The following is a 19,892-nucleotide window of genomic DNA, read 5'->3' as shown; positions in this document are numbered from 1 at the left end:
GAGAAAAGGAGGTTTTGTGTGACCGAAGAAATAAAAAAAGAAGAACAGCTTGAGGAAGTGGAGGGAGCAGACGAAGTAACCCAAGAAGAGCAACCCCAAGAAAAGTCAGAACTAGAGCTGGCAAATGAGCGGGCAGAAGAATTTGAGAATAAATACTTACGTGCCGTTGCTGAAATGCAAAATATCCAGCGCCGTAGTAGCGAGGAACGCCAGAATTTACAAAAGTATCGTAGTCAGGATTTGGGCAAGGCCATCTTGCCGTCACTGGATAACTTGGAGCGTGCCTTGGCGGTGGAAGGCTTGACAGATGATGTAAAAAAAGGTCTTGAGATGGTTCAAGAAAGTCTCATCCAAGCATTGAAAGAGGAAGGGATTGAAGAAGTAGCGGCAGATGGAGCATTTGACCCTAACTTCCACATGGCTATTCAGACTGTTCCGGCAGATGATGACCATCCAGCAGACACCATTGCTCAAATCTTCCAAAAAGGCTACAAATTGCATGACCGTATTTTACGTCCAGCAATGGTGGTTGTTTACGCATAGGAACTTGACCGAAATGTCATTAAACTAGTAACGATAGAGAAGAAAAAATAAAAGAGGTAAAAAACATGTCTAAAATTATTGGTATTGACTTAGGAACCACAAACTCTGCTGTGGCTGTTCTTGAAGGAACAGAAAGTAAAATTATTGCAAATCCGGAAGGAAATCGTACAACTCCATCTGTTGTATCGTTCAAAAATGGTGAAATCATTGTGGGGGATGCCGCAAAACGTCAAGCGGTGACAAATCCTGATACGATTATTTCTATCAAGTCAAAAATGGGAACTGCTGAAAAAGTAGCAGCAAATGGTAAGGAGTATACGCCACAAGAAATCTCTGCTATGATTCTTCAATACTTGAAAGGATACGCAGAAGAGTATCTTGGTGAAAAAGTAACAAAAGCAGTTATCACGGTTCCAGCTTATTTCAATGATGCGCAACGCCAGGCAACTAAGGATGCTGGTAAAATTGCAGGTCTTGAAGTAGAACGTATCGTCAACGAGCCGACAGCAGCAGCACTTGCCTATGGTCTTGACAAGACAGATAAGGAAGAGAAAATCCTAGTATTTGACCTTGGTGGAGGAACATTTGACGTGTCCATCTTGGAATTGGGTGATGGTGTATTCGACGTTCTTGCGACTGCGGGGGACAATAAGCTGGGTGGAGATGACTTTGACCAAAAAATTATTGACCACATGGTAGCAGAATTCAAGAAAGAAAATGGCATTGACTTGTCAGCAGATAAGATGGCAGTGCAACGTTTGAAAGATGCAGCTGAAAAAGCTAAGAAGGATCTTTCAGGTGTGACGTCCACTCAGATCAGCTTGCCGTTTATCACTGCGGGAGAAGCAGGTCCTCTTCACTTGGAAATGACGTTGACACGTGCAAAATTCGATGATTTGACACGCGACCTTGTAGAGCGTACAAAAGATCCAGTTCGCCGTGCCCTCTCAGATGCTGGATTGTCTATTTCAGAAATCGATGAAGTGATTCTCGTTGGTGGGTCAACTCGTATCCCAGCTGTTGTAGAAGCTGTTAAAGCAGAAACTGGTAAAGAACCAAACAAATCTGTAAACCCAGACGAGGTAGTAGCGATGGGTGCTGCTATTCAAGGTGGTGTCATCTCTGGTGATGTGAAAGATGTCGTTCTTCTCGACGTTACCCCGCTATCACTTGGTATTGAGACGATGGGTGGAGTCTTTACAAAACTGATTGAGCGTAACACGACGATTCCAACTTCTAAATCTCAAGTGTTCTCAACAGCGGCAGATAACCAACCAGCGGTAGATATCCACGTTCTTCAAGGTGAGCGTCCAATGGCAGCGGACAATAAAACGCTCGGCCGCTTCCAGTTGACCGATATTCCAGCGGCCCCTCGTGGAATTCCTCAAATCGAAGTAACCTTTGATATTGATAAGAATGGTATTGTATCTGTTAAGGCTAAAGACCTTGGAACTCAAAAAGAGCAAACCATTGTGATTCAATCAAACTCAGGTTTGACCGACGAAGAGATTGACCGCATGATGAAAGATGCAGAAGCAAATGCAGAAGCAGATAAAAAACGTAAGGAAGAGGTAGATCTTCGTAACGAGGTTGATCAGGCAATCTTTGCAACAGAAAAGACAATTAAAGAAACTGAAGGAAAAGGTTTTGACGCTGAGCGTGACGCAGCCCAAGCGGCTCTTGACGAACTAAAAGCTGCTCAAGAGGCTGACAACTTGGACGACATGAAAGCAAAATTGGAAAACTTAAACGAAAAAGCCCAAGGTCTTGCTGTGAAGATGTATGAGCAAGCCGCAGCTGCCCAACAAGCCGCTCAAGGTGCAGAAGGAGCATCCAATTCAGACCCAGCAGGCGATGACGTTGTAGACGGAGAGTTTACAGAAAAGTAAGATGTGAGGACGTTAAGAAAATGTCAAGAAAAATAGGGGATTGGGGTAGGTGACTCAGGTCATCAAGCCAATCCATCTTTTTTCTCACATTTTTAGTCCGAACTCAGTTGACGTAAGATGTGAGGACGTTACGAAAATGTCAAGAAAAATAGGGGAGTGACGCAGAAGTCAACGGAGAGTTTGCTACAGCAAACCCCTATTTCCCGCCTTCAAAGGTATAGTATACCTTTGAAGCTAGGAAATCTTCTACCTGTCTTTACTTGAAAAGCGATGGTTATCGCGTCGCTTTCCTTGCATCGTAACACAATTCGGAGAATTGTTATCTCGTGACACATTAAAATCAATCACAGAGGTTGCCATTCAGCCTCTGTTTTTGGTAATATGGCACAGGGATTGGTAATGCTTGTCGTAGTGTGACTGATACTGTTGATATTTATACTCTTTAAAAATCAAAAGGATACGTCGTCAACTTGTCTCGGTGAACGCCAGTTCTACCTTCGCCTTCGTTTCCTAGTCTACTTTTGATTTTTATTGAGTATTAGTGAGTATAAACTTAAAAATAATCAATCGCATTCCTATTCCTGTTTTTACGTGCAGCGTCGACATTTCTATCTTGGCTATGTGGCTATGTTTTATAGTTTAGTATCTTAACAGAAAGGAAATGAACCCGCCTTGCATTCTCGGTTCTTTCCACAAAATTATGAAAGGAAGAAAAGTGTTCGTAACTGAACACGGGCTATATTACCTCTCTTTTGAGTCGTTGCAAGATTCAACACTTTAACAGAAAGGAAATGAACCCGCCCTAAAAGCTGTGTGAAAAAGATAAATCGTAGAAAATTAGGATTTTCTACCAATTTCCTATTTTCACTTTGCTTTTTACGGGCTTGGTATCTTATATGAACAATACAGAATTTTACGATCGTCTTGGGGTTTCCAAGGATGCGTCTCAAGACGAGATCAAAAAAGCCTATCGAAAAATGTCCAAAAAGTACCACCCAGATATCAATAAGGAAGCTGGTGCAGAGCAGAAGTACAAGGACATTCAAGAGGCTTATGAAACGCTCAGCGATGACCAAAAAAGGGCAAGTTACGACCAGTTTGGGGCCGCAGGTGCCCAGGGTGGTTTTGGTGGCGGCGGCTTTAGCGGCTTTGATGGTGCAGGTTTTGGAGGTTTTGAAGATATTTTCTCTAGCTTCTTTGGCGGCGGAGGTGCTAGTCGTAATCCCAATGCGCCACGTCAGGGAGACGACCTTCAATACCGTATCAATTTGAAGTTTGAAGAGGCGATTTTTGGGGCTGACAAAGAAGTCAGTTACAACCGCGAAGCAACCTGTCGGACTTGTGCAGGTTCTGGTGCTAAGCCTGGTACTAGCCCTGTGACATGTGGTCGCTGCCATGGTGTTGGAGTCATTAACGTAGATACTCAAACACCACTCGGGATGATGCGCCGTCAAGTGACCTGTGATGTCTGTCATGGTCGAGGAAAAGAGATTAAAGACCCCTGCCATACTTGCCATGGCACAGGTCATGAAAAGCAAGCCCACACGGTAACAGTAAAAGTACCAGCTGGGGTAGAAACAGGCCAAAAAATTCGTCTAACTGGTCAAGGAGAAGCTGGCTTTAATGGTGGTCCTTACGGAGATCTCTTTGTAGTCATTCAGGTGCAGGCTTCAGATAAATTTGAACGTGACGGTTCAACCATTCACTACAAGCTAAACCTCAACTTTGTCCAAGCAGCACTGGGGGATACCGTTCATGTACCGACTGTTCATGGGGATGTCGATTTAGTCATTCCTGAAGGGACACAGACAGGTAAGAAATTCCGCTTGAAAGGTAAGGGAGCACCAAGCCTACGTGGTGGTGTGATGGGTGACCAATATGTGACGATCAATGTGGTGACTCCAACCAACCTAAATGACAAGCAAAAAGCTGCCTTGAAAGACTTTGCGCTTGCTGGAAATATTGCTGTTCAACCACAGAAAAAAGGTTTTTTCGATAAGGTCAAAGATGCCTTTGAAGATCTATAATAGCAAAAGAGTTTGAGTCAATCTCAAACTCTTTTGCTATAGTCTTTTTGTCTCTGTTTAGTATCTTTGGCTATTTCCTTTAGGTAGTACGAACGGGTGTAAGCTATTTGGGAGTTTCCTCAATCGTAAGGAATAAAAGGTAACCTAAATGACGGTGGTATGAATAGAAGTAGAGTCCCCATAGCAATGGCTTGCTGATTTTGGCATTTCGTGATAGGCTAAAATTATTGGTGAAATGGTTCGTAAAAAATGGAGGGGACTATGTATAAAGACGCAACAGCTATAGCAGAGGCTATTCAAAACGGTCGGGTGTCAGCTGAGGAAGTTGTTCGAGCCAGTATCGAGAAGATTGAGGCCTTAAATCCAGGCTTGAATGCAGTAGTGAGTACCCAGTATGAAGAAGCGCTGGAGCGTGCAAGAAATCTGAAAGTAGGAAATCGTCCCTTTGCAGGTGTTCCCATTTTGTTGAAAGACCTGGGTCAAGAACAAGAGGGACAATTATCTACCTCTGGCTCTCGCTTGTTTGCTCGTCATAGGGCGCAACAGAGTGATCGGTACACGCAGCGTATGGAAGAGCTTGGATTCATCGTGCTAGGGCGAACCAATACGCCAGAATTTGGCTTTAAGAATATTTCAGATAGTCGCTTGCATGGTCCGGTCAATTTACCATTTGATGTGACCCGTAATGCAGGAGGTTCCAGTGGCGGTTCGGCAGCTGCTGTATCGTCCGGCATGGTGACCTTAGCAGGGGCTTCAGATGGGGGCGGTTCGATCCGTATTCCAGCTAGTTTTAACGGTCTAATTGGTTTAAAGACTAGCCGAGGTCGGACTCCGGTTGGTCCCTCTTCGTATCGAGGTTGGCAGGGGGCATCTGTGCATTTTGCCTTGACAAAATCTGTTCGCGATACCAAGCGACTCCTCTATCACTTGCAGACCTATCAAGTGGAAGCCCCCTTTCCCCTACAGACCCTGTCTTGGGATAGCCTCTTTGCTTCCCGGCACAGACCGTTAAGGATTGCCTTTTCCCTCCAGTCCCCGATTGCTACACCAGTCTCGGTCGATGCGCAAGCAGCTGTTTTAGAGTGTATACCAGTTTTGGAAGCGCTGGGACATCAGGTGACGGAATTGAGAGACTATCCGCTAGATACAAGAGAATTGATTGCCTCCTATTACATGATGAATAGCGTTGAAACGGCGCAGATGTTTGGGAGGATTGAAGCTAGTTTGGGTCGCAAGATGACGATAGAAGATATGGAGCTGATGACTTGGGCTATTTATCGGAGTGGGCAAACCATTCCTGCCTATTCTTACAGCCAAATTTTACAAGAGTGGGACCGCTATAGTGCAGAGATGGCTCGCTTCCATGAGACCTATGACATCTTGCTAACCCCTACAGTAGCTGAGGTAGCTCCCAAACATGGTCAATTTGCCTTGGATGAGCATATGTCAGAAAAGTTGAGACACATGGATGCTTATGATATGAAAGAGCAACAGGAACTTATTTGGCAAATGTTTGAGAAGGCCTTGGCTTGGACACCTTTCACAGTTCAGGCCAATCTCACAGGGCAACCCTCTATCAGCTTACCAACGTATCAAACCGCGCAGGGGTTGCCGATTGGTGTTCAGCTCACTGCTGCTAAGGGACGGGAGGATATTCTTTTATCTGTGGCAGAAGAATATGAAAGAATGGTGTAGTTGCTTGACAGACTCTATGACAACGCTTACAGTCAATGCTTTTTAAAAATCAACAGGATACTTGGTCAACTTTTCACTCGTTAAATTTTCTATTTCTTAGCTCAGGCTTCTGTGGTCACTTTCTTGTTTCAACTGGTTAATCCTTGCTTTCCGATTTCTTGGCTCGGGCTTCTATGGTCACTTTCTTCTTTCTGGGTGACCAGCTGAAACAGTTCCCTGAACTGTTCCACTCCACTGGATTAGGTTACTCCCCGAACTTCTAGGCTCACTTTCTTATTTCTAGGTGACCGTTGAAACAGTTCACCGAACTGTTTCAATCCTATTTTTACTTTGCGTTTTTCACGCCCTTTGTATCTTACTTTCATTCTTGCTATTTACCCTTCCCGACCTTTCACCTTTCTCATTGTGAGAGCTGGTCTGTTCTGGAAGTTCATTGAGTAGATGGTCTTCTAAGAAAGCGCTTTGAATTTTCGGTTAAAATAATTGATAAAAGCTCGTCTTTGTGATACCCTCTTCTTATATGGTTTGTGATTTTTGAACAAGAAATTGCAAATTGGATAAAAAAGGAGATAATCATGTTGAAAAAATTAGCTACCTCAGCCTTACTGATGTTTTCGCTAACCTTGGCGGCTTGTTCTAGCTATGCCGATAAGAACTCTTCTGCCAATCAGACGGAGTGGGCACGAATCAGTGAAGCAGGAGTTCTGAAAGTTGCGACTCCCGGCACTCTGTATCCAACATCTTATCATGATGATGCAGATAAGTTAGTCGGCTATGAAATTGAGATGTTAAATGAAATCGGTAAACGCTTGAATATCGAGATGGATTACCAAGAAATCGGCGTTGCAGAAGCATTTACAGCAGTAGATAGTGGTAAGGTAGATATTGCGGTCAACAACTTTGATACAACAAAAGAGCGTTTGGAAAAGTATCATTTTTCCATTCCGTACAAGTATTCAATCGGTGGGATGATTGTTCGTGAGGATGGCTCATCTGGGATTGAGGCAGCGGATTTGAGCGATTGGAAGGATAAAAAAGCAGGTGGTGGCGCAGGGACTCAGTACATGAAGATTGCTGAAAAGCTGGGGGCAAAGCCTGTTATCTATGATAATGTGACCAATGATGTCTATCTGCGTGATGTATCAACTGGGCGGACGGATTTTATCCCCAACGATTACTATACGCAAGTGATTGCCATCAAATACATTACCCAGCAATTCCCAGAGATTAAGGTCAAAATGGGTACGGCTAAGTACAATCCGACCGAGCAAGGAATTGTGATGCGTAAGACAGATACGAGCTTGAAAGAAAAGTTAGATGAAGCTCTGAAAGCGATGAAAGAAGATGGGACCTTAAAGGCCATTTCTGAAAAATACTATGCGGGTCAAGATTTGACAGAACCTGAAAAAGGCGTAGAAAATCTACCGGTCATTGATACGGCTGATGTAAAATAGCTAGGATTGGAAGGTAGAAAGAATGAGGGCGAGGAAGATCCAAGTAGGTATACTTGAAACGCTCGCTCTCTTTTATAGTCTAGTGGAGGAATGTGATGAATTGGCAGGTGATGTTTAATCTGGAGTTGGCAAAAGAAGCTATTCCAAAAATTTTGGAAGGCTTGCCGTATACCTTGGCCTTATCTTTGGTCGGTTTTGCCTTAGGGACAGTCGGCGGTTTTTTTGTGGCTCTCTTGCGGATGTCACAACTGTCCCCCTTGCGCTACCTAGCCATGGTTCATATCTCCCTGATGCGGGGAATTCCGCTCATGGTTTTGCTCTTTTTTATCTACTTTGGGCTTCCGTTTATGGGCTTGGAGTTAGATGCTATTAGTGCGAGTATCATTGCCTTTACTCTTATGTCAAGTGCCTATATTTCAGAGATTATCCGCTCCTCGCTTTCTGCGATTGATAAAGGACAATGGGAGGCGGCGCGTTCTCTGGGCTTGAAGACATCGGTCATCTATCGCAAGGTCATCATTCCCCAGGCCATTCGGATTGCTGTGCCGCCTCTTAGTAATGTCTTGTTAGACATGGTCAAAAGTACCTCGCTAACCGCTATGATTACTGTACCAGAATTGTTTAATAAGGCTAAGATTGTCGGTGGTGCAAAGTCCGATTATATGACGGTTTATATCTGCGTGGCGTTGATTTACTGGGCGATTTGCACCCTATATGCACTAGGACAAGTGCAGTTGGAGAAGAAGCTCACAGTTTACTGAATAACGAAAAAATGAAGAGATAAGCGCTCTTCATTTTTTTCGTCATTCCCTTACTATCTCAACCCTTGGGAAAAGAGCTAGTAAGGTATGTCTTTTGATTTTTTAAGATATAGTAGAAGCTCTCCTCTTTGACTCCTACAAGTGTTGTTGGCAGTCTGGACAAATACCGTAGATAGTGAGGAGTTCCTTGGTAATCTGGTAGCCAGTCTGAGCTTGGACTTGTGACTCGAGGCTGGGTATATTCTCAGCAACCAAGTCGGTAATTTTACCGCAATGTTCGCAGATGACATTCAAGTGGTCGTGGCCCATAAAATCATAGTAGGTGGTCGTATCATTGTTTCGTTTTAACTCAGTCACAAATCCTTCTTCAACCAGCACTTTAAGATTGTTGTAGACAGTGGCAAGGCTCATGCTGGGATGGCTCGGAAGTAGATCCTTATAAATCATCTCGGCACTGGGGTGGTCTGGACTGTCAATTAAGTGACGGATAACGGCCTTTCGGGTTTCTGTTATCCGGATGCCTTTTTCTTTTAAATGGCTCACGACGTGCGCATAGGAGTCTTGGTGGTGATGATGTGTATGATGGGACATGGCACGCCTTCCTTTCAGGGTATTTTCTTCATTATACACTATTTAGCTTAAAAGAGCGAGTAAAGGTCTCATCCTACTATCTGCCCTAGGACAGATAGTAGGTAAAAGCCTTGTCACAGACTTTTAGGCTATGGTACAATCAAGTTATGACAAGATACAAAGCGATTATTTCCTATGATGGATACGATTTTTCGGGTTTTCAGCGACAACCACATGCACGGACAGTTCAGGAGGAATTGGAAAAGACTCTGCAACGCCTAAATAGTGGACAAGAAGTAGTAATCCACGGGGCGGGGCGGACCGATAGTGGGGTTCATGCCTACGGCCAGGTCATTCACTTTGACCTACCAGGGGTGCGAAATGTAGAGAGACTCCGTTTTGCCCTTGATACCCAAAGTCCAGAAGACATAGATGTAGTGGCTGTTGAACAGGTAGCAGATAACTTTCACTGCCGCTATGCCAAGCACCAGAAAACCTATGAATTTTTGGTGGATATTGGTCGGCCAAAAAATCCCATGCTGCGGCGTTATGCGACCCATTTTCCCTATGACTTGGTGATGGAGCGCATGCAAAGGGCTATTGCTGCCTTGGTAGGAACTCATGATTTTACAGGTTTTACAGCATCAGGGACGGCGGTGAAAGATAAGGTACGGACGATTACAGAAGCGCGTATCGAGCTAGATAATAGACGGAATTTGCTCATTTTTACCTTTACAGGCAATGGTTTTCTTTATAAGCAAGTACGCAATATGGTAGGGACCTTGCTCAAGATTGGGAATAACCGGATGCCAGTAGAGCAGGTGGAGAGAATTTTGCGGGAAAAGGATCGTCAATTAGCAGGTCCGACAGCCCCACCTAACGGACTATATTTAAAGGAGATTCGATATGAGGAGTAAGTATATAGTATCCTTGTCGGGCAATGATATTTTTAGTGGTGGTGGTCTGCATGCTGATTTAGCCACCTATACGGTCAATGGGTTGCATGGTTTTGTAGCAGTTACCTGCTTGACAGCGATGACAGACCTTGGCTTTGAAGTGTTTCCTACGGAGGAAGCAGTGTTTGAAAAACAACTGACCAGCTTGCAAGAGGTGGACTTTGCAGCGATAAAGTTGGGGCTATTGCCCAACGTAGCGATTGCTAAGCAAGCTCTTCATTTTGTACGCTCACACGCAGGTGTGCCAACCGTCTTAGATCCCGTGTTGATTTGCAAGGAAACGCATGATGTAGAGGTCACTAATCTGCGGGATGAATTGTTGGCATTTTTTCCCTATGTGACCATTGTCACACCAAATCTAGCAGAAGCGGAGCTATTGATCCAAAGAAAGATTCAAACCGTGACAGAGATGAAGGAGGCGGCGAGAATCCTGCATGAGTTAGGAGCACAACACGTTGTAATCAAGGGCGGTAGTCGTCTGGATCAAACTCGGGCGATCGATGTCTATTATAATGGATCAGACTACCATGTTCTGGAATCGCAGCTTTTGGATAAAAACAATACGGGTGCAGGCTGCACCTTTGCCTCAAGCATTGCGAGTCAACTAGCCTTAGGAGCTAGCGTTTTTGAGGCAGTGACTGTTTCTAAGGACTTTGTCTATGGGGCTATTCGAGCGTCGGATGAATATGGGGTGGTACAATATGAAAACTAAGCAGATACAGAAACTCGTCCTCTTATCGATGTTAACAGCTTTGACAACTGCTTTGGGCTACTTGTATGTGCCAACATTGACGGGTGTCATCACACTTTTGGATGTAGGTGTCTTTTTTACCGCCTTTTATCTAGGGTCAGAAGAAGGAGCGATTGTCGGAGGTCTATCCGGTTTTCTACTGGACATACTATTAGGCTATCCCCAGTGGGCCTTCTTTAGCTTAGTCTTTCACGGCTTACAAGGGTATGCGGCTGGTTGGACGGGAAGGAAGCGATTGGCGGGGCTTATCCTTGCTAGTATTGCCATGGTTGGGGGCTATTTTCTCGCCAGTATCCTTCTTTACAATCTAGCAAGCGCCTTGGAAAGTTTGGTCGGAAATCTACTGCAAAATATAGTTGGAATGGTGTTGGGAATGGTGCTTCTAAAAGCTATGACGAGTCTCAGAAAAGGTGGTGATTTCAGGTGAAGGAAATGGAAAGGATACAGCAGGAAACGAGGACCGTTATGGAAGAAGTGCTGGCCCTAAGTCAGATTCAACCGGGGCAGTTATTTGTCTTGGGACTGTCCTCAAGTGAGGTTATCGGTGGTCATATCGGCAAACAGTCAAGTCTTGAGGTTGGACAAGTCATTGTAAAGACTATTTTGGAGATAGTAGCAGAACATGGGGTTTTCTTAGCGGTTCAGGGGTGTGAACATGTGAACCGAGCCTTGGTGGTCGAAAGAGCTGTCGCTCTTGCCAAGGGATTGGAAATCGTCAATGTGCTACCGAGTTTACACGCAGGAGGTTCGGGTCAGCTAGCGGCTTTTGAATATATGGTGGATCCTGTCGAGGTGGAATTTGTCACAGCCTATGCAGGACTGGATATAGGGGATACTGCCATAGGGATGCATATCAAACATGTCCAAGTTCCTCTACGCCCGACTCTGCGTCAGATTGGTCAGGCCCATGTGACTGCTCTTGCCAGCCGACCAAAACTGATTGGCGGAAGCAGGGCCTTGTATCAGGAAGATGTGATTCGCAAGGGCTGACAGAGCTGCTTTGCTTACCGTCTATTTTCAAAAGAATTGTCACAAAAAGTTGGAGAATAAGTGGAAGATATGATATAATGGCTTGTATGCAATAAAATTTTAAGGAGAAATGACAGAATGTCTGTATCATTTGAATCAAAAGAAACCAACCGCGGTGTTTTGACATTTACAATTGCTCAAGATGCTATCAAACCAGAATTGGATCGTGTATTTAATAAGGTAAAAAAAGACATCAATGTACCAGGCTTCCGTAAAGGTCGCTTACCGCGCGCCGTCTTCAATCAAAAATTTGGTGAAGAAGCCTTATATCAAGATGCTATGAATGCACTTTTGCCAGCGGCTTATGAAGCGGCTGTGGCAGAGGCAGGGCTTGAAGTGGTTGCGCAACCTAATATCGATGTAGTGTCAATGGAAAAAGGCCAAGACTGGGTCATTACTGCAGCAGTAGTCACTAAGCCAGAGGTGAGATTGGGAGACTACAAAAACTTAGCAGTATCTGTTGAGGAATCAAAAGAAGTAACAGATGAAGAAGTAGAAGCAAAAGTGGAGCGTGAGCGTAACACTCTAGCAGAATTGGTCATCAAAGAGGGACCAGCAGCTGAAGGTGATACCGTTGTGATTGACTTTGTCGGCTCAGTTGACGGTGTTGAATTTGATGGCGGTAAAGGCGAGAACTTTTCACTAGCTCTAGGTAGTGGTCAATTCATCCCTGGCTTTGAAGACCAGTTAGTAGGTCACAGCGCAGGTGAAGAAGTGAAAGTAGAAGTGACCTTCCCAGAAGATTATCAGGCGGCAGACTTGGCAGGAAAACCAGCTCTCTTTGTGACAACCATTCATGAAGTAAAAGCAAAAGAAGTGCCAGCCCTTGATGATGAATTGGCAAAAGACCTCGATGAAGAAGTGGAAACACTGGATGAGTTAAGAGCGAAATATCGGAAAGACTTAGAAGCAACAAAGGAAAGTGCTTTTAATGATGCGGTTGAAACAGCAGCCCTTGACTTGGCAGTTGCAAATGCCGAAATCGTTGAGCTTCCAGAGGAAATGATTCATGAAGAGGTACACCGTGCTATAAATGAATTCCTCGGTGGCATGCAACAGCAAGGAATCTCACCAGATATGTACTTCCAAATCACTGGAACAACACGTGAGGATCTTCATAAGCAATACGAGGCAGATGCTGAAAAACGTACCAAGACAAATCTTGTTGTAGAAGCAGTAGCTAAAGCAGAAGGATTTGAAGCAACAGCAGAAGAAATCGAAAAAGAAATTGCTGAATTAGCGACTACTTACAACATGGAAGTAGAGCAAGTCCGTCGCTTGTTATCAGAAGATATGCTAAAACATGACATTGCAGTGAAAAAAGCTGTTGAAGTCATCACAAGTACTGCAACTGTAAAATAAGGATAAATAGGGGTTGAGAGGTTCTCAGCTTCTATTTTTCTCCAATTCTAGCTGGAGTGAAAATATCTTTGACTATTTGCTGATTTTAGCGTAAAATGATAAGGAAAGACAAACACGCTCCTTTGGATGCTTCAAAGGGTGTGGATGAATCTGTAGCATATAGTTTGCTGGAGGATTCGTATTTTACATAAGGAGACTAGCCTTGGAATTAAATGTATTTGTAGGACAAGAAAAAAGTGAATTATCCATGATTGAGGTAGCGCGCGCTATCTTAGAAGAGCGCGGTCGGGATCATGAGATGTATTTCAATGACTTGGTGAATGAAATTCAAAACTACCTTGAAAAATCAAATAGTGATATTCGTGCAGCCCTGCCTACCTTCTATTCTGATTTGAATGTTGATGGGAGCTTTATTCCCTTAGGGGAAAATAAATGGGGCCTTCGTTCTTGGTATGCAATCGATGAGATTGATGAAGAAGTCATTACCCTTGAAGAAGAGGATGAGGACGCACCAAAACGGAAGAAAAAACGGGTCAATGCCTTTATGGATGGGGATGAAGATGCCATTGACTATGGCAATGATGATCCAGAAGATGAAGATGGCTATGAAACGGTATCCTCAACAGAATATGATGACGATAACCCAGATGATGAGAAAGATGAGGCAGAATCGTACGATTCTGAAATAAATGAGATCATTCCGGATGAGGATTTGATGGATGAAGAAGTAGAGTTGAACGAAGAAGATGATGACTATACAGAAGATGACGAAGAAGAAAATGCTGATGAGGAGTAATTCTCGTTTGACAAATAGTCCTGTTTTCGTTATTCTATTAGTCGGGCACCTCTTTTGAGGTCGAGCTCCCTGTTTCAGGGAGCTATTTTTGTTTTTTGAGGAGGAAGGATTGCATGACAAAGTATATTTTTGTGACAGGTGGAGTAGTTAGCTCAATCGGGAAAGGAATTGTTGCTGCAAGTTTGGGACGCTTGTTAAAGAATCGGGGTCTAACCGTCACGATTCAAAAGTTTGATCCTTATATCAATATTGACCCAGGCACCATGAGTCCCTATCAGCATGGGGAAGTGTTTGTCACAGAAGATGGGGCAGAAACCGATCTTGATCTTGGTCATTATGAGCGTTTTATTGATAGTAATCTGAACCGATATTCTAACGTCACGACTGGTAAGATTTACAGTGAGGTGCTTCGCAAGGAGCGCCGTGGAGAATATCTTGGGGCGACAGTTCAAGTGATTCCCCATATCACGGATGCTCTAAAGGAAAAAATCAAGCGGGCCGCCACGATAACAGATGCAGATGTCATCATCACAGAAGTCGGTGGGACAGTTGGCGATATTGAAAGTCTGCCCTTTCTTGAAGCCCTTCGCCAGATGAAATCAGAAGTGGGGTCAGACAATGTCTTTTATATCCATACAACGCTTCTACCGTATTTAAAAGCGGCAGGTGAAATGAAAACCAAACCGACCCAGCATTCTGTAAAAGAATTGCGAGGTCTTGGGATTCAGCCCAATATGCTCGTTATCCGGACCGAAGCATCTGTTAGTCAAGGGGTGAAAGATAAGTTGGCTCAATTCTGTGATGTGGCGCCAGAAGCGGTCATTGAATCACGGGATGTTGAGCATCTATATCAAATTCCTCTTCAATTACAGGCGCAACACATGGATCAAATCGTCTGTGACCACCTAAAAATCGACGCTCCAATAGCAGATATGACGGAATGGTCAGCAATGGTGGACAAGGTCATGAACTTAAAAAAACAAGTCAAGATTGCCTTGGTTGGAAAGTACGTGGAATTGCCAGATGCTTACATTTCAGTAGTAGAGGCCTTGAAACATGCTGGTTATGCCAATGATGCAGACATTGAACTTGATTGGATCAACGCCAACAGCGTGACTGAAGCTAATGTGGCAGATTTACTCGGTCATGCGGATGGGATTCTCGTCCCTGGTGGCTTTGGGCAGCGTGGAACAGAAGGAAAAATCCAAGCCATCCGATATGCTCGGGAGCACAAGGTACCCATGCTTGGAGTGTGTCTGGGGATGCAGTTGACCTGTATCGAGTTTGCCCGCCATGTCCTTGGACTTGAAGGGGCAAACTCCACAGAATTGGTAGCTGATACTCCTTATCCAATTATCGATCTGATGCGTGACCAGGTGGATGTAGAAGATATGGGGGGAACGCTTCGTCTTGGCTTGTACCCGTCGAAGCTAAAAAAAGGGAGCCGTGCAGCGACTGCTTATCACCATCAGGAAGTCGTCCAACGCCGCCATCGTCATCGCTATGAATTTAATAAACACTTCCGCGAGCAGTTTGAAGCGGCCGGCCTTGTTTTCTCAGGTCTATCACCAGACAATCGTCTAGTAGAAATAGTAGAAATCCCAGCGCACCCATTTTTTGTAGCCTGCCAATATCACCCAGAATTATCCAGCCGTCCTAACCGCCCTGAGGAGTTATATACAGCCTTTGTATCTGCTGCCCTAGACCATCAGCGGTGACTTCGTAGACTCAGGCCTTCTTCAGATAAGAAGATTTTCTTTGTAGATGAAAAAAATCTTCAGTAACTATTGACAAGGAATAGAGTACTTGGTATACTAGTAAGGTACTCAATCGCGGGGATGGCGGAATTGGCAGACGCGCAGGACTAAGGATCCTGTGACCGCTTTAGGTCGTGAGGGTTCAAGTCCCTCTCTCCGCATGACAATAGCACAAGCTGGATTATCTATCCAGCTTTTTTCTGTAAAGAAGTGGTAATGGTTTTTTCAATTTTTTTAAAACGAGGTGGAAAGAACAGAAAAAAAGTAGCGTTTTTTCTCAAAAAGTGATAAAATAAACAATGTAAGTGGGAAAGCCCACAAAAATAAAAGGAGGCTAGAAAATGCCAGTCGTTTCAGCAGAAAAATTCGTTCAAGCCGCTCGTGACAATGGATACGCAGTTGGTGGATTTAACACAAACAACCTTGAGTGGACTCAAGCAATCTTGCGTGCAGCAGAAGCTAAAAAAGCTCCTGTTTTAATCCAAACTTCAATGGGAGCAGCGAAATACATGGGTGGCTATAAAGTGGCTCGTAACTTGATTGCTAACCTTGTAGAATCAATGAACATCACTGTTCCAGTTGCGATTCATCTTGATCATGGTCATTATGAAGATGCACTTGAGTGTATCGAAGTTGGCTACACTTCAATCATGTTTGATGGTTCCCATCTTCCAGTTGAAGAAAACCTTGAAAAAGCACGTGAAGTAGTTAAATTAGCTCATGCAAAAGGGATCTCAGTTGAGGCTGAAGTTGGAACAATCGGTGGAGAAGAAGATGGAATCATCGGTTCTGGTGAGCTTGCTCCAATCGAAGACGCAAAAGCAATGGTAGAAACTGGTATTGACTTCTTGGCAGCAGGTATTGGGAACATTCACGGTCCATACCCAGAAAACTGGGAAGGTCTTGACCTTGATCACTTGAAGAAATTAACAGAAGCTGTTCCAGGTTTCCCAATCGTTCTGCATGGTGGTTCTGGTATTCCAGATGAGCAAATCCAAGCAGCAATCAAACTTGGTGTGGCAAAAGTAAACGTAAATACTGAGTGCCAAATCGCATTTGCAAACGCAACACGTGCATTTGCTCGTAACTACGAAGCAAACGTAGCAGAATACGATAAGAAAAAACTCTTTGACCCACGTAAATTCTTGGCTGATGGTGTAAAAGCTATCCAAGACTCTGTTGAAGAGCGCATCGATGTTTTCGGTTCTGCAAACAAGGCCTAATCCGCTATAAACGATGAACAATCTCTCGATTTGGGAGGTTGTTTTTAGTATACGGCTGTATTATGGGGGAGAAAGTGTCAAAAAGCACTAGAGGTCACCCCTTTTTTATCCCCTCTAGGTCCTTCCTGTTAAAAAATATAAAAAATTTTCTTGCCAAGAGTTGGATTTTTTGGTAGAATAGTCAAGTATGTGGTGCTAGCACATCCGTAATATTTGATCAAATGAGGAGGAATACATGGCTAAAGTATGTTATTTTACAGGTCGTAAAACTGTGTCAGGAAACAACCGTTCACATGCGATGAACCAAACGAAACGTGCGGTAAAACCAAATCTTCAAAAAGTGACTGTGTTGATTGATGGCAAACCTAAAAAAGTTTGGGCTTCAGCTCGCGCGCTTAAATCAGGTAAAGTTGAACGTGTTTAAAAAAAGAGGTCCAGTGGACCTCTTTTTCACGAGCCTAGAAACGGGAAAGCGAGTAGAGGTCCAGTGGACCTCTTTTTCACGAGCCTAGAAACGGGAAAGCGAGTAGAGGTCCAGTGGACCTCTTTTTCACGAGCTTGGAAATGGGAAAGCGAGTAGAGGTCCAGCGGCCCTCTTTTTCACGAGCCTAGAAACGGGAAAGCGAGTAGAGGTCCAGTGTCCCTCTTTTTCACGAGCTTAGAAACGGGAAAGCGAGTAGAGTTCCAGTGGCCCTCTTTTTCACGAGCTTGGAAACGGGAAAGCGAGTAGAGGTCCAGCGGCCCTCTTTTTCACGAGCCTGAAAACCAGACCACGTGCCAATAGAATATGGACCCTATTATACAGAACATGGAATACAGCCAGTGACGGGGAGTTTGATTTTATAACATTGCTGGAACTCTTACTAGATGGACGCTTCTTCTTATCCGTTGTCACAGCCTAGTTTTTTACAGCCATGAGAAATTGTGGTAGAATAGAGTGATAAAATGATTTGAGGTAGGAAAAATGACGGTTAAAATCAATACAAAAGATGGCCAGATTGAACTAACAGATGATGTCATTGCAACAGTTGTTGGTGGTGCTACAACGGAGATTTTCGGCGTTGTTGGTATGGCGAGTAAATCTGCGATTAAGGATAACTTTCAGGCGCTTCTTGGAAAGGAAAATTATGCCAAGGGTGTCGTCATTAAAACGACCGAAGATGGCCACATTGCAGTCGATGTCTATACTGTGATGAGTTATGGTGTGAAAATTAGCGAAGTTTCACGCAATATTCAAGAACGTGTCAAGTTTAATTTGGAAAATCAGTTAGGGATTGCAGCAGATACAGTCAATGTCTATATTCAAAATATCAAAGTCGTGGGAGAATAATGGTGTCTAAAATTACAACTAGTTTATTTCAAGAAATGGTGCAGGCGGCATCCACTCGTCTAAATAAACAAGCAGAATATGTCAATTCCTTAAATGTTTTTCCTGTCCCAGATGGGGATACGGGAACAAACATGGGGATGACGATTACCAATGGTGCGAAGGAGGTATCTGATAAGCCAGCCAGTACAGTCGGTGAGGCTGCTCAGATTTTATCAAAGGGACTTTTGATGGGCGCGCGTGGAAATTCAGGTGTGATCACTTCCCAGTTATTTCGTGGTTTTGGTCAGTCTGTTAAAGGTAAGGAGGAGCTGACGGGGAAAGACTTGGCACAAGCCTTCCAGCATGGAGTAGAAGTGGCCTACAAAGCGGTGATGAAGCCAGTAGAAGGCACAATCCTGACAGTATCTCGTGGAGCAGCCACAGCTGCTTTAAAAAAAGCAGAACAAACCGATGACGCTCTTGAAGTGATGCGTGCGACCTTAGAAGGAGCAAAACGTGCGCTTAAAAAGACACCTGAAATGCTTCCAGTATTGAAAGAAGTTGGTGTAGTAGACTCTGGTGGTCAAGGCTTGGTCTATATCTACGAGGGGTTCCTCGCAGCCTTGACAGGCGAGTACATCGTTTCGGAGGACTTTGAAGCAACGCCTGCTGTCATGTCTGGCATGATCAATGCAGAGCATCATAAGTCGGTTGCAGGCCATGTCGCGACAGAAGATATTACCTTTGGCTACTGTACAGAGATTATGGTAGCGCTCCGACAAGGACCAACCTATGTGAAAGAATTCAATTATGAAGAGTTCCGTGCTTATTTGAATGACTTAGGAGACTCTCTACTGGTGGTCAATGATGATGAGATCGTGAAAGTTCATGTCCACACTGAAGACCCAGGGCTTGTGATGCAGGCAGGACTCCAATACGGTAGCCTGGTGAAAGTCAAGGTTGACAATATGCGTGAGCAGCATGAGGCGCAAGTTGAGAAAGAAGGAGGCTTTCAACAACCAGCAGAGCAGACAGAATACGCTGTGATTGCTGTTGCTGCTGGGGAAGGTCTGACAGAAATCTTCAAATCTCAAGGTGTCGACTATGTCATTTCAGGCGGTCAAACCATGAATCCGTCTACAGAAGATTTTGTGAAGGCGATTGAACTGGTCAATGCTCGCAATGTCATTTTATTGCCAAATAATAAAAATATCTTGATGGCAGCTCAATCCGCAGCAGAGGTAGCGGAAGTGGCGGTCAAAGTGATTGAGACTCGCACGATTCCACAAGGGTTTACGACTCTACTGGCCTTTGATCCAAGTCGTGACATTGAAGCTAATGCGGAGGCAATGACAGCTTCACTTGCAGATGTCAAGAGCGGAAGTGTAACGACTGCCGTGCGAGATACAAGGATTGATGGTCTTGAAATCCATGAAAATGACAATCTTGGAATGGTCGATGGGAAAATTGTAGTATCGAATCCAGATATGGTAGAGACCTTGACTGCTACCTTTGATCAGATGTTGGATGAAGATAGTGAAATTGTGACCATTTACGTTGGGGAAGAGGGAGACGAAGCTCTGGCTCAGAATCTTGCCCAAGACCTCGAAGAGAAATATGAAGACATTGAGGTGGAAATTCACCAAGGCGGTCAGCCAGTCTATCCATATTTGTTTAGTGTTGAATAAAAATAGAGGCCTGTTTAGCGTGCTAAATGGGTCTTTTTGTATGCCTTAATGAGAAGGGGCTTGAAAAAGATATGGAAAACGA

At 44.1% G+C, this 19,892-nt stretch carries 18 protein-coding genes and 1 tRNA gene; 18 read left to right on the top strand and 1 reads right to left on the bottom strand.

From position 1 onward, the window contains the following. The first annotated feature begins 18 nt into the window (after nucleotides 1–18). The 6 genes from grpE (at nucleotide 19) to BVE84_RS00595 (ending at nucleotide 8,369) form a co-directional block, all read left to right on the top strand. Complete coding sequence (gene grpE / locus BVE84_RS00620) at nucleotides 19–543, top strand: nucleotide exchange factor GrpE (protein WP_076995156.1); 525 nt, start codon at nucleotides 19–21, stop codon at nucleotides 541–543. A 65-nt stretch (nucleotides 544–608) separates the two neighbouring features. Further along, nucleotides 609–2,432, top strand: coding sequence for a molecular chaperone DnaK (gene dnaK, locus BVE84_RS00615; RefSeq protein ID WP_076995155.1), 1,824 nt, complete (start codon nucleotides 609–611; stop codon nucleotides 2,430–2,432). A gap of 896 nt (nucleotides 2,433–3,328) precedes the next feature. Then, entirely contained in the window at nucleotides 3,329–4,459 is a 1,131-nt protein-coding gene (gene dnaJ, locus BVE84_RS00610) for a molecular chaperone DnaJ (protein WP_076995154.1), read from the top strand. Nucleotides 4,460–4,720: 261 nt separating this feature from the next. Further along, the gene (locus tag BVE84_RS00605) at nucleotides 4,721–6,154 is read left to right on the top strand and encodes an amidase (RefSeq protein ID WP_076995153.1); all 1,434 of its coding nucleotides are present in this window, start codon (nucleotides 4,721–4,723) and stop codon (nucleotides 6,152–6,154) included. A 575-nt stretch (nucleotides 6,155–6,729) separates the two neighbouring features. Then, on the top strand, nucleotides 6,730–7,608 hold the full coding sequence (locus BVE84_RS00600) for a transporter substrate-binding domain-containing protein (protein WP_076995152.1): 879 nt from the start codon (nucleotides 6,730–6,732) through the stop codon (nucleotides 7,606–7,608). Between the two features lie 92 nt (nucleotides 7,609–7,700). After that, complete coding sequence (locus tag BVE84_RS00595) at nucleotides 7,701–8,369, top strand: amino acid ABC transporter permease (protein ID WP_179098463.1); 669 nt, start codon at nucleotides 7,701–7,703, stop codon at nucleotides 8,367–8,369. A gap of 135 nt (nucleotides 8,370–8,504) precedes the next feature. Here BVE84_RS00595 and BVE84_RS00590 read toward each other — a convergent pair whose 3' ends face one another. Beyond that, entirely contained in the window at nucleotides 8,505–8,960 is a 456-nt protein-coding gene (locus BVE84_RS00590; RefSeq protein WP_076995150.1) for a Fur family transcriptional regulator, read from the bottom strand. A 146-nt stretch (nucleotides 8,961–9,106) separates the two neighbouring features. On the opposite strand from BVE84_RS00590, the gene truA reads away from it, so the two are divergent. The 12 genes from truA to BVE84_RS00530 all read left to right on the top strand — a co-directional run bounded on the left by truA (nucleotide 9,107) and on the right by BVE84_RS00530 (nucleotide 19,810). Further along, nucleotides 9,107–9,856: a tRNA pseudouridine(38-40) synthase TruA gene (gene truA / locus BVE84_RS00585; RefSeq protein ID WP_076995149.1), complete on the top strand. Its 750-nt coding sequence runs from the start codon at nucleotides 9,107–9,109 to the stop codon at nucleotides 9,854–9,856. Then, nucleotides 9,846–10,607 carry a bifunctional hydroxymethylpyrimidine kinase/phosphomethylpyrimidine kinase gene (locus tag BVE84_RS00580; RefSeq protein WP_076995148.1) on the top strand — a complete coding sequence of 254 codons (762 nt, stop codon included), beginning with the start codon at nucleotides 9,846–9,848 and terminating at the stop codon, nucleotides 10,605–10,607. Before truA ends, BVE84_RS00580 begins: the two co-directional genes overlap by 11 nt. Continuing rightward, nucleotides 10,597–11,073 (top strand): ECF transporter S component, encoded by a 477-nt coding sequence (locus BVE84_RS00575; protein WP_076995147.1) that lies wholly within the window; start codon nucleotides 10,597–10,599, stop codon nucleotides 11,071–11,073. The genes BVE84_RS00580 and BVE84_RS00575 overlap by 11 nt, the downstream gene beginning before the upstream one ends. A gap of 5 nt (nucleotides 11,074–11,078) precedes the next feature. Continuing rightward, nucleotides 11,079–11,636: a TIGR01440 family protein gene (locus BVE84_RS00570; RefSeq protein WP_076995279.1), complete on the top strand. Its 558-nt coding sequence runs from the start codon at nucleotides 11,079–11,081 to the stop codon at nucleotides 11,634–11,636. 117 nt (nucleotides 11,637–11,753) lie between these two features. Beyond that, nucleotides 11,754–13,037, top strand: coding sequence for a trigger factor (gene tig, locus BVE84_RS00565; RefSeq protein ID WP_076995146.1), 1,284 nt, complete (start codon nucleotides 11,754–11,756; stop codon nucleotides 13,035–13,037). 202 nt (nucleotides 13,038–13,239) lie between these two features. Then, nucleotides 13,240–13,833 (top strand): DNA-directed RNA polymerase subunit delta, encoded by a 594-nt coding sequence (gene rpoE, locus BVE84_RS00560; RefSeq protein ID WP_076995145.1) that lies wholly within the window; start codon nucleotides 13,240–13,242, stop codon nucleotides 13,831–13,833. Between the two features lie 113 nt (nucleotides 13,834–13,946). Then, nucleotides 13,947–15,551 carry a CTP synthase gene (locus BVE84_RS00555; RefSeq protein ID WP_076995144.1) on the top strand — a complete coding sequence of 535 codons (1,605 nt, stop codon included), beginning with the start codon at nucleotides 13,947–13,949 and terminating at the stop codon, nucleotides 15,549–15,551. A 114-nt stretch (nucleotides 15,552–15,665) separates the two neighbouring features. Further along, nucleotides 15,666–15,751: transfer RNA gene (locus BVE84_RS00550), tRNA-Leu, on the top strand. Between the two features lie 180 nt (nucleotides 15,752–15,931). Next, nucleotides 15,932–16,813: a class II fructose-bisphosphate aldolase gene (locus BVE84_RS00545; RefSeq protein ID WP_076995143.1), complete on the top strand. Its 882-nt coding sequence runs from the start codon at nucleotides 15,932–15,934 to the stop codon at nucleotides 16,811–16,813. Between the two features lie 235 nt (nucleotides 16,814–17,048). Further along, nucleotides 17,049–17,237 (top strand): 50S ribosomal protein L28, encoded by a 189-nt coding sequence (gene rpmB / locus BVE84_RS00540; RefSeq protein ID WP_001140948.1) that lies wholly within the window; start codon nucleotides 17,049–17,051, stop codon nucleotides 17,235–17,237. Between the two features lie 540 nt (nucleotides 17,238–17,777). Further along, nucleotides 17,778–18,143, top strand: a complete 366-nt coding sequence (locus BVE84_RS00535; RefSeq protein ID WP_076995142.1) for an Asp23/Gls24 family envelope stress response protein — start codon at nucleotides 17,778–17,780, stop codon at nucleotides 18,141–18,143. 2 nt (nucleotides 18,144–18,145) lie between these two features. Continuing rightward, entirely contained in the window at nucleotides 18,146–19,810 is a 1,665-nt protein-coding gene (locus BVE84_RS00530; RefSeq protein ID WP_076995278.1) for a DAK2 domain-containing protein, read from the top strand. Nucleotides 19,811–19,892: the final 82 nt, after the last annotated feature.

The organism is Streptococcus azizii (assembly GCF_001984715.1).
GTDB classification, from domain to species: domain Bacteria; phylum Bacillota; class Bacilli; order Lactobacillales; family Streptococcaceae; genus Streptococcus; species Streptococcus azizii.
Note: the sequence above shows the minus strand (reverse complement) of the source record. Positions and strands in the feature narration are given on the sequence as shown.

Coding starts and splice junctions, on each gene's coding strand:
- BVE84_RS00575 (WP_076995147.1), top strand. CDS start 10,597: ATGAAAACTAAGCAGATACAGAAACTCGTCCTCTTATCGATGTTAACA.
- BVE84_RS00600 (WP_076995152.1), top strand. CDS start 6,730: ATGTTGAAAAAATTAGCTACCTCAGCCTTACTGATGTTTTCGCTAACC.
- dnaJ (WP_076995154.1), top strand. CDS start 3,329: ATGAACAATACAGAATTTTACGATCGTCTTGGGGTTTCCAAGGATGCG.
- truA (WP_076995149.1), top strand. CDS start 9,107: ATGACAAGATACAAAGCGATTATTTCCTATGATGGATACGATTTTTCG.
- BVE84_RS00590 (WP_076995150.1), bottom strand. CDS start 8,960: ATGTCCCATCATACACATCATCACCACCAAGACTCCTATGCGCACGTC.
- tig (WP_076995146.1), top strand. CDS start 11,754: ATGTCTGTATCATTTGAATCAAAAGAAACCAACCGCGGTGTTTTGACA.
- BVE84_RS00535 (WP_076995142.1), top strand. CDS start 17,778: ATGACGGTTAAAATCAATACAAAAGATGGCCAGATTGAACTAACAGAT.
- BVE84_RS00570 (WP_076995279.1), top strand. CDS start 11,079: ATGGAAAGGATACAGCAGGAAACGAGGACCGTTATGGAAGAAGTGCTG.
- BVE84_RS00605 (WP_076995153.1), top strand. CDS start 4,721: ATGTATAAAGACGCAACAGCTATAGCAGAGGCTATTCAAAACGGTCGG.
- rpmB (WP_001140948.1), top strand. CDS start 17,049: ATGGCTAAAGTATGTTATTTTACAGGTCGTAAAACTGTGTCAGGAAAC.
- dnaK (WP_076995155.1), top strand. CDS start 609: ATGTCTAAAATTATTGGTATTGACTTAGGAACCACAAACTCTGCTGTG.
- BVE84_RS00545 (WP_076995143.1), top strand. CDS start 15,932: ATGCCAGTCGTTTCAGCAGAAAAATTCGTTCAAGCCGCTCGTGACAAT.
- BVE84_RS00580 (WP_076995148.1), top strand. CDS start 9,846: ATGAGGAGTAAGTATATAGTATCCTTGTCGGGCAATGATATTTTTAGT.
- BVE84_RS00555 (WP_076995144.1), top strand. CDS start 13,947: ATGACAAAGTATATTTTTGTGACAGGTGGAGTAGTTAGCTCAATCGGG.